General features: G+C 68.0%; 10 protein-coding genes and 1 pseudogene. 5 read left to right on the top strand and 6 right to left on the bottom strand.

Annotated elements, in window-relative coordinates:
* Window positions 1–366 precede the first annotated feature (366 nt).
* On the bottom strand, window positions 367–942 hold the full coding sequence (locus ABT112_RS15615) for a MarR family winged helix-turn-helix transcriptional regulator (protein WP_351509708.1): 576 nt from the start codon (window positions 940–942) through the stop codon (window positions 367–369).
* Between the two features lie 248 nt (window positions 943–1,190).
* Between ABT112_RS15615 and ABT112_RS15610 the strand changes: the two genes are divergently transcribed.
* The 5 genes from ABT112_RS15610 (at window position 1,191) to ABT112_RS15590 (ending at window position 7,168) form a co-directional block, all read left to right on the top strand.
* Complete coding sequence (locus tag ABT112_RS15610) at window positions 1,191–2,261, top strand: alkene reductase (protein ID WP_351509706.1); 1,071 nt, start codon at window positions 1,191–1,193, stop codon at window positions 2,259–2,261.
* 29 nt (window positions 2,262–2,290) lie between these two features.
* On the top strand, window positions 2,291–3,196 hold the full coding sequence (locus tag ABT112_RS15605; RefSeq protein WP_351509704.1) for a quinone oxidoreductase family protein: 906 nt from the start codon (window positions 2,291–2,293) through the stop codon (window positions 3,194–3,196).
* A gap of 121 nt (window positions 3,197–3,317) precedes the next feature.
* A complete protein-coding gene (locus tag ABT112_RS15600) occupies window positions 3,318–3,644 on the top strand; it encodes a winged helix-turn-helix transcriptional regulator (RefSeq protein WP_351509702.1) in 327 nt (108 codons plus the stop codon).
* 25 nt (window positions 3,645–3,669) lie between these two features.
* Complete coding sequence (locus ABT112_RS15595) at window positions 3,670–4,464, top strand: alpha/beta fold hydrolase (RefSeq protein ID WP_351509700.1); 795 nt, start codon at window positions 3,670–3,672, stop codon at window positions 4,462–4,464.
* A gap of 349 nt (window positions 4,465–4,813) precedes the next feature.
* A complete protein-coding gene (locus ABT112_RS15590; RefSeq protein ID WP_351509698.1) occupies window positions 4,814–7,168 on the top strand; it encodes an ATP-binding protein in 2,355 nt (784 codons plus the stop codon).
* 17 nt (window positions 7,169–7,185) lie between these two features.
* On the opposite strand, the gene ABT112_RS15585 is transcribed toward ABT112_RS15590, so the two are convergent.
* The 5 genes and pseudogenes from ABT112_RS15585 to ABT112_RS15565 form a co-directional block, all read right to left on the bottom strand.
* Window positions 7,186–7,449, bottom strand: coding sequence for a hypothetical protein (locus tag ABT112_RS15585; protein ID WP_351509695.1), 264 nt, complete (start codon window positions 7,447–7,449; stop codon window positions 7,186–7,188).
* Between the two features lie 6 nt (window positions 7,450–7,455).
* Window positions 7,456–8,085: a hypothetical protein gene (locus ABT112_RS15580; protein WP_351509693.1), complete on the bottom strand. Its 630-nt coding sequence runs from the start codon at window positions 8,083–8,085 to the stop codon at window positions 7,456–7,458.
* A 13-nt stretch (window positions 8,086–8,098) separates the two neighbouring features.
* The gene (locus ABT112_RS15575; protein WP_351509691.1) at window positions 8,099–12,538 is read right to left on the bottom strand and encodes a DUF6531 domain-containing protein; all 4,440 of its coding nucleotides are present in this window, start codon (window positions 12,536–12,538) and stop codon (window positions 8,099–8,101) included.
* 7 nt (window positions 12,539–12,545) lie between these two features.
* Window positions 12,546–12,857 (bottom strand): hypothetical protein, encoded by a 312-nt coding sequence (locus ABT112_RS15570; protein ID WP_351509688.1) that lies wholly within the window; start codon window positions 12,855–12,857, stop codon window positions 12,546–12,548.
* A 67-nt stretch (window positions 12,858–12,924) separates the two neighbouring features.
* Window positions 12,925–13,136 (bottom strand): annotated as a pseudogene (locus ABT112_RS15565) (hypothetical protein); the annotation flags it as partial.
* Window positions 13,137–13,302 lie beyond the last annotated feature (166 nt).

Raw genomic sequence — 13,302 nt, 5'->3', positions numbered from 1 at the left:
AGGTCAAGCGCCTTCTTTCCGGTTCCTGGAAGAAGCCGGGCTTCTTCGGCAGCGTCCCATCCACCTGCGGCGTGCGACTCGGGACGGGGAGCAGGTACGGAACAGGTAGTGATCCACGTAGTTCTCCCCTGCCCGGGACCCGCACGGTGCCGCGAGAGTGAGGGAACTGCCGCCTCCGGTCCCTGAGCAGGCGACCGCCGGGAGCCGGACACCCGGACACCCGGACACAGGGCCGTCGCGTGGACGGCTCAGGTGAGGTGGCAGACCGCGTCAGTGCCCAGGGAGGTGCGGGGAATTGGTGGAGTCACGCCGGAGCGGTGCAGGCGTCCGTGCCCCGCGGTGCCGGGGCGTGCGTTGAGCGTGACGTCAGGTCCGTCCATCGGCCGGCCCCGGGCCGCTGTCGAGACGGTCACGCTCCATGTCAGCGCACGGGGGATCGGCGGCGGCCTGTACGAGGTTGTGCTCCAGGCGTTCCAGGGTGTGCAGAGCCGCGGTGCGCTCGTCGGCGGAGAGATCCGCGGCCACCAGGTCCTCGAGCCGGCCCCAGCTCTGCTCGACCTCACGGCGCAGGGCATGGCTGGCGGCGGTGGGTTCGATGAGTGACGCGCGCTTGTCGGCGGGTGAGGGGCGGCGGCGGACGAAGCCGGCCTGCTCCAGGCGCCGGACGGTACGCGTCATGGTGGCGGCGTCGGAGTCCATCAGGCGCACCAGGTCCGTCTGCCGCTGTGCGCCGAGTTCCCACAGGTGCATCATGACCAGCTCCTGGCCCGGATGGAGGCCGATGCGGCGCAGGAGCTGTCCCGCGAACATGCGGTGCAGTCGGGCCAGGCGGAAGATCGCGTGGCTGATCGGACCGCTGCCGGCCGCGCCCGGTACGGGGACGGTGGCCTCCTGCCCCGGTCCCGTGGAACCCCACCCGGCCTCCGGTGTGGACTGCGTCATCTCTTCCTCGCTTTCCTGCCTGAACAACCCGAGTCTACGCGCCCGGCATGCCTCCTCAGGGGGTCCATCGGGCCTCCGCTGGAACATGACTGCGTGGCGGATGTGGCGTGCTTCACAGTCGACCTCGGGAATGGCTGCAGGGGATTTACCTGTTCGGACAGGTGATTTACTTGTTCGAACAGGCATCTGCCGCTGCGGGCGGCGGAGCGCCTGAGCCGCAGAGCGTCACTTATCCAGAGGAAGAGATCATGACCACTGCTTTCGATCCCATCGTCCTGGGCGGCAAGCGCCTGACCAGCCGCGTCGTCATGGCTCCGATGACCCGCAGCCGTGCGTTCGGTCCCGGCGCCGAGCCGACGGAGCTGATGGCGACGTACTACGCGCAGCGCGCCAGCGCAGGGCTGCTCGTCACGGAGGGCATCCAGCCCTCGCCGGTCGGTCAGGGCTACCCCGACACCCCCGGCCTGCACACGCCCGGACAGGTCCGGGCGTGGCGGACGGTGACCGACGCCGTGCACCGCGAAGGCGGTGCGATCTTCGCCCAGCTGATGCACACCGGCCGGATCGGCCACCCCGGCCTGCTGCCCGAGGGCCTGGCGCCGGTCGCGCCGTCGCCGGTGGCCGCCAAAGGCCAGGTGTACACCCATCAGGGCCCGAAGGAGTTCGTGACGCCGGAGGAGCTGACCGAGGCGGAGATCCGGCAGACCATCGCCGACTTCGCCGACGCGGCCCGCAACGCGATCGAGGCCGGCTTCGACGGCGTGGAACTCCACGGCGCCAACGGCTACCTGATCCACCAGTTCCTGGCGCCCAACACCAACCTGCGCACCGACGCCTGGGGCGCCGGCACCGAGGGCCGGATCCGGTTCGCGGTGGAGGTCGTCACGGCCGTGGTCGAGGCGATCGGCGCCCACCGGGTGGGCCTGCGGATCTCGCCCGGCAACGCCTACAACGACATCACCGAGGACGACCCGACCGAGGTCTACGCGGCGCTGCTGGACCGGCTCGCCACCCTGGACCTGGCCTATCTGCACCTGATGGAGGGCCCGGACCGCTCCCTGACCGCGCGGCTGCGCAAGGCCTGGCCCGGCACGTTCGTCCTCAACCCGTTCACCTACCCGGACGCCACCGGTCCGGACGCGCTGAAGCTGGTCGAGGACGGCAGCGCGGACATGGTCGCCTACGGGGCGCTGTTCCTGGCCAACCCCGACCTCCCGGCCCGCCTGGCCGCCGGTGGCCCGTTCAACACCCCGGACAAGGCCACCTTCTACGGCGGCGACCACCGCGGTTACACCGACTACCCCACCCTCACCGCCTGACCGGGGGTCCCACCCCTTCGGGAGTTCTGATGTCCACAGCGATCACCTTTTCCGCATACGGTGCCCCCGACGTGCTGCAGCTGTCAGCGGTCGCCACACCGGAACCGGGCCCGGGCCAGGTCCGGATCCGGGTGAGGGCAGCCTCCGTGAACCCTCTCGACATGAAGATCCGCTCCGGCCTGATGGCCGGCAAGGTCCCCGCGCACTTCCCCGTGACCCCCGGCCTGGACGCGGCCGGTGTCGTCGACGCGGTCGGCGAGGGCGCCGAGGCGGCCGTCGGGGACGAGGTCCTCGGTGCCACGGCCGGCGGCAGTTACAGCGAATACGCCCTGCTCGACCGGGCGGTGGCCAAGCCCGCGGCCCTGTCCTGGGAGGTCGCCGCCGCACTGGTCACCGTGGGCCGGACCGCGTTCCGTGTCCTCGGGGAGATGGGTGTGCAGGCGGGTGGGACCCTCCTGATCCACGGCGCCGCCGGCAGCGTGGGCGCCATCGCCGTGCAGCTGGCCGTGGCCCGCGGCATCACCGTCATCGGCACGGTCGGCGAGCACGACGTCGAACGCCTCACCGCGCTCGGAGCCACCGCGGTCCGCTACGGCGACGGCTGGACGGAGCGCGTGCGGGCCGCCGCTCCCCAGGGAGTCGACGCCGTCCTCGACGCCTCCGGCGCCGGGGTGCTCGCCGACTCCGTCGCCCTGACCGGGGACAGCGCGCGCGTCCTCACCATCGCCGACCTGTCCGCCGCGCAGCACGGCGTCCGCTTCAGCGCGGGCGCTGCCGACCAGGCCGGGGACCCCCTGCCGGAGCTGGTGCGGATGGCTGCCGACGGCACGCTCACGGTGCCGGTCTGGCGCACCTACCCGCTGGCGGACGCGGCGCGGGCCCACACCGACCTGGAAGCCCGCCGCAACCGGGGCAAGGCCGTCCTGCTGCCCTGATTCCCGATGCGGCCGCCTCGCGTGGCGAGGCGGCCCCGGGGCCGCAGCCGGCGCCCCCCCCGGCGGCTGCGGCCCACCCACCGCATACCGCACCATCCGTGAGGACAAGGACCGAGAACCGATGGCAGCCCGCACCACCCTTGCGCCGCTGACAGCCGACGCGGACCTCACCGCCGCGTTCGAGGTCCTGGGCCAGAAGTGGAACGGCATCATCCTCCACACCCTGGCCGCCCGCCCCGCCCGCTTCGGCGAACTGTCCACCGCCATCGACCGCATCAGCGTGAAGATGCTCGCCGACCGGCTGCGCGAACTCCTCGACGCCGGCCTCATCACCCACGACCGGCTCCCGCCCGGGCCCGCCACCTACACGCTCACCCCAGACGGCCGGGCACTGCTGCCTGCCCTGGAGCGGATCCGCTCCTGGTCGCAGCGCAGAAGAACCATGTGACCCACTCCGAAGAACGGAACGCACCATGTCAGCACGGACTCTGCCCGCAGCGGCCTTCTCCCGCACCGTCCTGGGTTCCGGCCCCGGCCTCGCCCTCGCCCACGGAGCCGGCAGCAGCGTGGTCGGCACCTACGGCCCCATACTCGACGGCCTGGCCGCCCACCACACCGTCGTCGGTATCGACTACCCCGGCAGCGGCGACACCCCCCGCTCCACCGCACCGCTGCAGCTGGACGACCTGGCCGACCAGCTCGTCGCCGCCGCCGTCGCCGAGGGCCTGGAGACCTTCGCCCTGTCCGGCTACTCCCTCGGCGGCCCCGTCGCCATCCGCGCCGCCGCCCGCCACCCCGAGCGCGTCACCGCCCTCGTGCTGACCGCCACCTTCCCCCAGGTGGACAACCGCCTCGCTCTCGCCGCGACCGTCTGGCGCAAGCTGGCCGAGTCGGGCGACCGGGAACTGCTGGCCGAGTACCTGACGATGATGGCCCTGGGGGCCGACGCGCTGCAGGTGATGCCGGACGAGCAGCTCCAGCAGGCGATCGGCTTCACCGCCGCCAGCATCGCGGAGGGCACCCCCGAGCACGCGGCGCTGGCCCCCCAGGCCGACGTCCGCGACGACCTGCCGCACATCGAGGTGCCCACTCTGGTCATCTCCACCACCCAGGACTGGTTCACCTCCACCCGCCAGCACCACCAGCTCGCCGAGACCATCCCCGGCGCCCGGCTCGTGGAGATCCACACCGGCCACCTGCCCATGGTGGAACGCCCCGAGGAATGGCAGAAGCTCATCACCGAATTCCTCGGCCGGCACCGCGCCTGAGGCTCACCGCCGGTGGGGGCCACGCCGATGACGATGTGCCCCCACCGGCGGTGACAGGCCCGTCCGGAAGAACGGCCAGGTCCGTGACGCAGTGGGCCGACCGGCCCGGGACCCGGCGGCCGGGACGGACGGAGCCATCCGGCACGGGACCTGGCGGCCGGGACGGACGGAGCCATCCGGCGCGGGGGCTGACCGCGGCTCCGGGGGATGCACCCTCAGGGTGCCTTCGCAAGCGTCTCTGCCGCACTCTCCGGCGCCCGCATCCCCGCAGCCGGGCTCGAACTCACCATCCCAAACTACTTTCCAGTAGATTTTTATCCCGTTCAGGGGTCGATTAATCTCCGGAAGTATGACTTCCGTGGCTCGGCCCAGCGTCCTGGAGGGTATCGAGGCCCTTCCGGTTGACGTCACCAGTTTCGTCGGCCGACGGCAGCAGGTGACGGATGCGAAACGACTGCTGGAATCCTCACGGCTTTTGACGCTCACCGGCCCCGGAGGGGTGGGCAAGACTCGCCTTGCCCTGCATGTGGCCGCCGCCGTGCGGCGGAGTTTCCGGGACGGCGTGCGCTTCATCGAGCTGGCCGAATTGCGCGATTCCTCGCTGTTCGCGCACACGGTGGCGGCACAACTCGGCCTGCACGACCAACCCTCGCGCACAACGATCGACATGATGGTCGAGTACCTCGGCTCCCGCGAGGTGCTGCTCACGCTGGACAACTGTGAGCATCTGATCGACGACTGTGCGCTCTTCATCGACGCCGTCATTCGCGCATGTCCCCAGGTGCGGATCCTGGCGACGAGTCGGCAGTCGCTCGGCGTGTACGGCGAGACGACCATGGTGGTTCCTCCGCTGCCGGTACCCAGCCCGGAAGCGGTGCCGTCGCCGGATGCGCTGACGCAGTACGACTCGGTGAAGCTGTTCGTCGATCGGGCCGGCGCCGTTCTGCCCGGGTTCGGTCTCCAGAGCCAGGACTGCGCGGCAATCGCCCGCCTGTGTCGCGCACTCGACGGGATCCCGCTGGCGATCGAGCTGGCCACGGTGTGGCTGCGCGCACTGTCTCTCGGCCAGATCGAGGAGCGCCTGTCCGAGCGCTATCGCCTGCTCACCGTCAGCCCCCGGAACGCGCCCACACGACAACGCACGCTGCAAGCGCTGATCGACTGGAGCTACGACCTGTGCTCGCATCCCGAGCAACAGCTGTGGGCCCGGGCATCGGCATTCTCCGGCAGCTTCGACCTGGACGGCATCGAATACGTCGGAGCCATCGACGGGATGGCTCCGGAGGAGATACGGAATATCGTCCTTTCCCTCGTCGACAAATCCATCCTGACCCGGGACGAGCGGGATGGCCGCGTGCGCTATCGGATGCTGGAGACCCTACGGGAGTACGGCGAGGCTCGGCTGGTGGCGGCCGGCGAATACGGTGCCGTCCACCGTCGCCATCGTGACTGGTATGCCCGCATGGTGGAGCAATTCCAGGCCGATTGGATGGGACCGGATCAGGACTCCTGGATTCTGCGGCTGCGACGCGAGCACGCCAACCTGCGGGAGGCCCTCAACTTCTGCCTCACCCAGCCCGGTGACGCCGCCGTCGCGCTCCGCCTGGCCGACAAACTGGGGACCTACTTGGGCGCCCAGGGCTTCAACAGCGTGACGCGCCACTGGCTCGATCAAGCGCTGGCGGCAAGCTCCGAGCCTTCGCCGGAGCGCACCTCGGCGCTGCGCCGAAACGGTTGGGTTGCGCTGCTGCAGGGGGACGTCGACGCCGCACAGGCACAGCTCAATGAGGCTGCCGAGTCGGCCAGGAGGCTCGGCCTCACGAAGGAAAGCGCGTATGTGACGCTCGTGGAGGGGGTGCGAGCCGCATCCTCGGGAGACATCGAGAAGGCTGCGCTGCTCACCGCCGACGCCCTGTCCGGGTTCAGCTCGGGGGACGAACTCAGCGGCAGGCTCCTCGCGATGTCCCTCCATGGATTCATCCTCGGGGACACGGGGCAGCGCGAGCGGGGGCTGGCCCTCCTCGAAGAAGCAGTCGCCATCAGTGTGCAGCGCGGCGAGGTGGTCTGGCGCGCCTGGGCACTCCTGGCCCTCTCCTTCGTCGAACTCGACCACGACCTGGCGCACGCGGAATCGGCAGCGCGCGAGGCCCTGCAGCTGCGCCGTCGGGTGAGCGCCAAGGTCTTGATGGCCTTCGCCTTCGAAATCCTCGCCTGGGTGAGCGGACGTCAGGCGCGCCATGTCCGCGCAGCGACCCTGAGCGGTGCCGCCGCCACCATGTGGCGGACGGTCGGCACGTCACCGGACTACTTTCACCCGGTGGGAGTGGTCCACCATCAGCACATCGGCATGGTCCGCGCGGCCCTGGGCGACGACCGCTACGACGCCGCGTTCCAGCGCGGCTGCGACCTGTCCGAACAGGCAGCGGTCGACTACGCGCTGGAGACGGCGCCCTCGGCCGGCGAGCAACGGCAAGCCGACGGTGAAGAGGCGAACCTGACGCCGAGAGAACGGCAGATCGCCAAGCTGGTGTCCGAGGGCCTGACCAACAGGGAGATCGCGACCCACCTGGTCATCGCCTCCCGCACGGCCGAGGGGCACGTGCAACGCATCCTCACCAAGCTCGGGTTCACCTCACGTGCGCAAATCGCCGCCTGGTATGTCAGCGGGCGGAATGTCCGGGAACCGTCGATCCCCTCGGACTGACCGGGGAGCCCTTCCGGTCAGTCCACGATGATGCCCGGATAGCAGTGCTCGTGGTGCCAGTCCGGGGCCACCGGGTAACCGCAGTAGCAGAATTCGGGCCGGGCCGGCTCGTCCCTGGCGCGCCGGGTCAGGGCGACGATCAGGGGCTGGCGGTCCAGCCAGGACGCCGCGTCGTCGCGGTCGGTCAGGCCCAGGGCCTCCGGCGTCACGCCCAGCCCGTCGGCGAGGTCACTCTCGGCGCCGAGCCGGGCCAGGTCACTGATCATGAAGCCGGTCGGCACGAAGTGTCACTCCTCGTTCCAGCCAGCGAGTTCAGCGACAGACGCGGTGGCCATTTTGATCTCGTCCCGAACGGGGGCGCAAGAGTCACGAAGGTCTTCCAGGAATGTTCTCGTGAGTCCCGCTTCCATTTGATCGCTGCTCAAGCTTCGGACGGAAGACATGAAGGATTTCTGGGCGTCCTGCTCCAGTTGTTGGAGTCGTCCGACTTCTTCTTCCTCTCCTGCCTCGATCATGGAGATTTCACTTCCGCCGAGCTTGAAGTCGAAGCTGCCGAGGATCGTTTCAAGAGTTTGGCCAGACATCTCAGCCCGTGAAGGAATCGGATTCATGAAAACGGCGATCGCATTGGCTGCGAGCATCGCAGACTGGACGATGGAGAATCCCTTGGTTCCCGGATCGTCAGCATCGAACGATTCCTCCCTCTCCTCGAGCTCTTCCAGGATTCCCAGAAGCTCGCCCTCTTCCACTTCACCGAGCGGCGCCTTCCAGGCGCTTTCCAGTGCGTAGGAGAACCATTCGGCATCCGTTTCATCGGAGAGGGCGCTGAAAACTCCGCTCCCACGCTCCGCGCAGGAAAGGCAGAATCCCGCGAGGAACATACCTGGGATCTCGTGAAGTGCGGAGTAGGTCTCCACGTTGCGAGTCAACTCATTCTCCCTTGCTCCAGAACAGCGTGTAAGGTGAGTTCTGCGGCATGTAGCCGCGAATCCCCTGGCCCCCTACTTCTACGCCTCGTGCGCTAATCTGTGGTAGGCATATATCGTTGCAGAAGTTGCGTGAAGCTGCACCGTAAACGGCGTGCTCGTTGGGCCCTAGAGACTTGAGTATACCCTCCTCGGCATGCCCAGGGGCGCGCACGAATGACTCACCCTCCAGCATTTTCCAGGCGCTGGGCATGGGGCCGTCGCCATTAATGCCGATTCGTTTGGAGTATTGCTTGGTATCGGAATTGAATACACCGATCACAGAGGTGGTTCCCTTCACATCGGCCATCCAGTAGTCATTCCGAAGGGATTGCAACTCTTCGGCGCGGTCCAGGGCCTGCAGTGCATCCTGCTGCGTTCCCGGACTGCAGGGCGTGAGACCCAGGGGATCGATCCATGTGAATGGATTTATGACGTAGGTGCACGCGTTCGGTGCCGGTGTCAGCCCCAGGGGGTCTGGGGTGGTATAGCGGGCGGTTTCGGGGTCGTAATGGCGGAAGTAGTTGTAGTGGAGATGCGTCTCCGGGTCGAAGTATTGGCCGGGAAATCGGAGCGGAGTGTATGCGGCGCAGTTCGACTCCCAACTGGTCGCCCCCCAGAGGGTTGTGCGAGTGCGCCAGGCAATGTCCCCTGTTTCATCAACGAGTTCGGCGGCGGTGCCGGCGAGGTCGGTGACGATCGCGAAGAAGCGCGAGTCGATCTCGTCCTGGGGTGCGTCTGCCGCGGTCAGGCGTTCCGTCTGGGCAACCGGGCGCATGCCCTGGTGGTCCCAGGTGAGGGTGACCTGGTTCGGTAGCTCCGTTGAAGTGGTGGTCTGCTCGCAGAGGGTGGTGCCGTCCCAAGTGAAGTCGGTGCGCTCGACGACCGTTTCCCCATCAGCCGCCATCTGGAGTTTGGCTGTGCGTCGGCCGAAGGGGTCGTATGTGTAGCGCCAAATGGTGCCGTCCGGGGTGACCACCGACACCAAGTGGTCTTCTGCGTTCCAGGTGTAGCGCCATGTGTCCGCCTTGCGCGATAGGCGGCGCTTGCGGCGCAGGGTGATACGTCCGGCGGCATCGTGTTCGTAGCGGATTTGACCGGCGCGGGTGATGCGTGTGCCGGTATAGGTGCGCGGTCCCGTGGCTTCCTGATCGAAGTGAGTGGAGGGCCAGGTGGCGTGGGTCTGGTTGCCGGCCTCGTCGTAGGCATAGGTTTCGGACCAGTCGGTCGCGTGGACCGCGGTGACACGACCCGCTGCGTCGATCTCGAAGCGGCGGGAACCGTTGAGCTGGTCATTGACCGCGGTCGGAGACCCGTCGGCCCGGTAGGTGTAGGTGCGCTGCTGGATCGTGGCGCCGGAGCCATGGGTGAGGGTGTGGTTGGTCAGGCGGCCAAGGGGGTCGAAGGTGCTGGCCAGGGTGAGGTGGTCGCCGATGCGGCGGGACAGTTCGTGTCCGGCCGCGTCGTGTTCGGAAGCGAGGGTGCGGCCGCCGGTGGTCAGATGGGTGCGGTTTCCGGCGGCGTCGTAGGTGTAGGTGCTGGTCGCGCCGGTGGGGGTGGTGCGGGAGGTAGGGCGCCCCAGAAGGTCGTACGCGTAGGTGGTGGTACGGCCGTTGACGGATTCGGCCAGCAGGCGGCCGACGGCGTCGTAGCGAAGGTTCAGCGCTGCGTCGGAGCCATTGGCCTCCACCAGTCGGCCTGCGGAGTCGTAGATGTAGACAGTGATGCCGTCCGCATCCTTGGTGAGGAGCCGACCCATTGGGTCGCGTTCGTAGCGGATGGTCTGTCCGGCCGGGGTGGTCCTGGTGGTGACTCGGCCTGCCACGTCGTGGGTGTAGGCGAGGGTGCGGTCGTCGAAGTCTGTCTCACCGACCAGGCGGCCTGCGGGGTCGAAGGCGTAGCTCCAGGTGGCGCCGTGTGGGTTGGTGACCTGAGTGAGGCGGAGTTCCGTGTCGTACGTGAACGTGTAGCGCACGCCGTCGGGGCCGGTGCGGGCTGCGAGCAGGTCGAAGTGGGTGTATTCGAAGTGTGAGGTGCCGCCCAGCACATCGGTGTGCTTGGTGCAGTTGCCCTCGCCGTCGTACTGCCATGACTCACGGGCGCCGTCTGGGGCGGTGCGGGAGGTGAGTTTGCCCTCCACCGTCCAGGTCAGGCGGGTTACCGCGCCCAGCGGGTCGGTCAGGGCGAAGGGGCGGCCGAACTGGTCGCGTTCGTAGGTGATGCGGGCGCCGAGCGGGTCGGTGATCTCGACTGGGAGCCCAGCCGCATTGGCGCGTATCTGTAGCGTGTTGCCCAAGGCGTCGGTGACGCTACCGAGATGGCCCGCCGCTGTGAAGGAGTATCGGGTGGTAGCCGCAGTCGGGTCGGTCAGCTGCGTGCGGTTGCCGTGGGCGTCGTATGTGTGATGCCACTGGGCGCCATCAGGCTCGCTGACCGTGGTCGGCAGCCCGAACTCGTTGTACTCCGTGCATTTTTCGCTTCCGTCCGGGTGTCGTACGGAGGTGATCCGGCCCTGCACGTCGTAGGTGTAGAGGGTCGTGTGGCCGAGGGCGTCGGTGATTGCGGTAAGCCGGTGCTCGGTGTCCCATTCCTGAAGCGTGGTGTGCCCGAGCGGGTCGGTCTTTCGGCTCAGGCGAAGCGCTTCGTTGTGCTCGTAACGAGTGATGTGTCCGAAAGAGTTGGTGACCGTGGTGGTACGTGTGGCGTCGTAGTAGGCAAGAGTTCCGGAGAGGAAGCCGTCGCTTCCCTCGGTGCGGACAACTCGGCCCCGCTGGTCGTAGGTGTACGCGTACGTGGTGTTGTTGCGGTCGGTCCACGTGGTGATGCGACCCTCGGCGTCGTAGGTGAACCGAGTGGGTAGCCCTGAGGAGTTGGTGACCTCGGTCAGGTCTCCCCGAGCGTTGTAGCCGTAGGAGACGAGGACCGTTCCTCGACTTTCGAGTTGCGCCGGGTCGAGCAAACGCAGGCCGGAGACACGCGGCAGGTCGGGGTGGTGGTCGACGGCGATGCGGTAGCCGCCGCAGTGGGCGATTTCTTCCGGAATGCCATCGGCGGTGTAGTGAATGGTGATGCGCTGACCGTTGCGGTCAACGATCGCCTGAAGGGGCAGATCGACCGCTTGCCCGTCAGCGGCTGGATGCGGGGAGTGGAAGACGTATGCGTGCCCGGTGCCGGGGTCGGTGAGACGCAGGGCACCGTCGACGTTGGCGTCCCAGGTCAGGGGTATTCGGGGGCCAAGCTCCGGGTAGACAGGATCGTTTCTGTCGGCGATGGGGAGTGAGTACGTCAGCCGGGCGCCGTCGGGTGCGGCGTAGATGACGCCGTGCTCGTCGATCTGGAGGCGTTGGTCGAGGGTGGAGGCCCAGCTGGGGCCGAACCAGGTACCCCAGCGGTACGACGACAGGTGGGTCCGTTCCAGTACCAGGGGAAGAGTGCCGGGCAGTTCGACGTCGGTCTGAGGCAGCAGCATGTCGCCGGTTGCCACGTCGATCGGATCCAGGTCGCACTTCTTGAACCTGGACCGGATGGAGGCGGGCAGTTTCTCCCGCTCCGAGGGGCGGAGTTTGAGCCGGGACAGGCCCGAGCCGTCGAGCCTCAACGCCTTGCCAAGCTTGGCGAGGTCGCCAGGCTTGAGCTTGCCCAGGCCCTTGCCGAGAACCTTGCCCAGACCGCCGATACCCACCCCGAAGGCCGCCCCCATGGTCAGGATCTCCGCCAGTTTGCCCGGATCCTTGAACGTCCCCGGATCCTGCAGCAACGCGTCGAAGGCCGAGAGCTTCATGCCCTCGCCCGCGAGTTTGCCGGCCTTCGCGATCGTCTTGATTTCCCCGAGCGCCTTAAGCGTGCGCTCCAGGCCACGGATTGCCTCCATGACGGTGCGGATGACCGAGGCCATGCGGGTCCCGGCTTTCTCGATCCGGGCGATCAGCGCTACTACCTTCGCCGCCCGTGCGCCGGCCGCAAGGCTGGAGGCGATGGCGGACAGGCCGCCGGTCAAGACTGACAGGGCCAGACCTGCGATCTCGAACTCTGCTATTTCCGCGAGGATCACGCCGATCTCGGTCAGCAGTTCGTGGGCCTCGTCGGCGAAGTCGTCCAGTGCCTTGGCGCCCTTGCGCAGCGAGTCGGCCATGTTGGTGGCTTGCTTTCGGGTGGCCTTGGCCCGCTTGTGGAGGGCCTTGGCAGCCTCGCCCTCCCACTCCGGGTCCTTGAGCGCCACCTCGGCGGCGTGCGCGGCGGCGTCGAGGCCCTTGGCCAGGGCCCGCCACTGTTTGGCGATCTCGCGGATGCCGTCGGGGTCGACGGCAGGGTCGGTGATACCGAGGAATTCCAGGCCGCTGGCGAGGGTATCGCCGAAGGCGTGATTGGCCTTGTTGATCCAGTGCAGGGGGTTGAGGTCGCTCACGTACGGCTCAGCCCTTCTTTGTGCGGGCCGCGGCGGTCAGCAGGACGTCCAGCAGGTCGAAGGCGTCGGAGATGTCGTCTATGAGCTTCGCCTCGGCCTCCCATTCCTTGTGCAGGTTCTTGGTGAGCCTGGTGATGGTGTCCATGCCGTCCTGGATGTCGTCCTTGGCGCTCATCAGCGAACCCAGCACGCCGAATGCGGAGAGGTCGTGCGAGGCTGCCTTGAAGTCGTGCAGCGGCTTGTGGGTGTGGTGATCCACCTTTGCCAGCGCGGATGCCGCCTTGTGTAGGGCCTCCGCATCCTTCTTCAGATCCGACATGTTGCCTGCCCCCCCCGTGGGTCGAGATGGCTCTGCGCGTGGTGTGCCGTCTGGCTGGCAGTGGCGGTCAGCAGTTGATGGACTGGATCTCCTGGACGTTCAGTCCTGGGTGGTCTCGAAGGCTTCGTCCGGGAGATCGCCCTTGGCGTCACCCGAGCCGTGCCGGGAGACCTTCCACGTGACGGAGGCCTTGAACTGGTACGGGCCGGTCCCCGACGTGGAGCTGAGGTAGACCATCCTGCACGGTGGCTCTTGGTCCGCCGGCTCGCCGATGCTGCCGTAAGGTGCACCTCGCGGTGGAGCAGGGGCCACCGTATGCCGTCTATCAGCTGCCGCGGCGTCCACACCTGCGGACGGCCCGACTTGATGCCCTGCGGCAGCAGCGGCTCAAGCCGGGCGCACTGGCCGTTCGTCAGATCCCCACGTCCCACGAGGCCTGATCATC

Origin of the sequence: Streptomyces sp. NPDC002055 (assembly GCF_040296705.1) — a bacterium.
Lineage (GTDB): Bacteria > Actinomycetota > Actinomycetes > Streptomycetales > Streptomycetaceae > Streptomyces.
Note: the sequence above shows the minus strand (reverse complement) of the source record. Positions and strands in the feature narration are given on the sequence as shown.

Bases quoted from the DNA above. Each gene is read 5' to 3' on its own strand.
- ABT112_RS15615 (WP_351509708.1), bottom strand. From the start codon at position 942: ATGACGCAGTCCACACCGGAGGCCGGGTGGGGTTCCACGGGACCGGGG.
- ABT112_RS15610 (WP_351509706.1), top strand. From the start codon at position 1,191: ATGACCACTGCTTTCGATCCCATCGTCCTGGGCGGCAAGCGCCTGACC.
- ABT112_RS15605 (WP_351509704.1), top strand. From the start codon at position 2,291: ATGTCCACAGCGATCACCTTTTCCGCATACGGTGCCCCCGACGTGCTG.
- ABT112_RS15600 (WP_351509702.1), top strand. From the start codon at position 3,318: ATGGCAGCCCGCACCACCCTTGCGCCGCTGACAGCCGACGCGGACCTC.
- ABT112_RS15595 (WP_351509700.1), top strand. From the start codon at position 3,670: ATGTCAGCACGGACTCTGCCCGCAGCGGCCTTCTCCCGCACCGTCCTG.
- ABT112_RS15590 (WP_351509698.1), top strand. From the start codon at position 4,814: ATGACTTCCGTGGCTCGGCCCAGCGTCCTGGAGGGTATCGAGGCCCTT.
- ABT112_RS15570 (WP_351509688.1), bottom strand. From the start codon at position 12,857: ATGTCGGATCTGAAGAAGGATGCGGAGGCCCTACACAAGGCGGCATCC.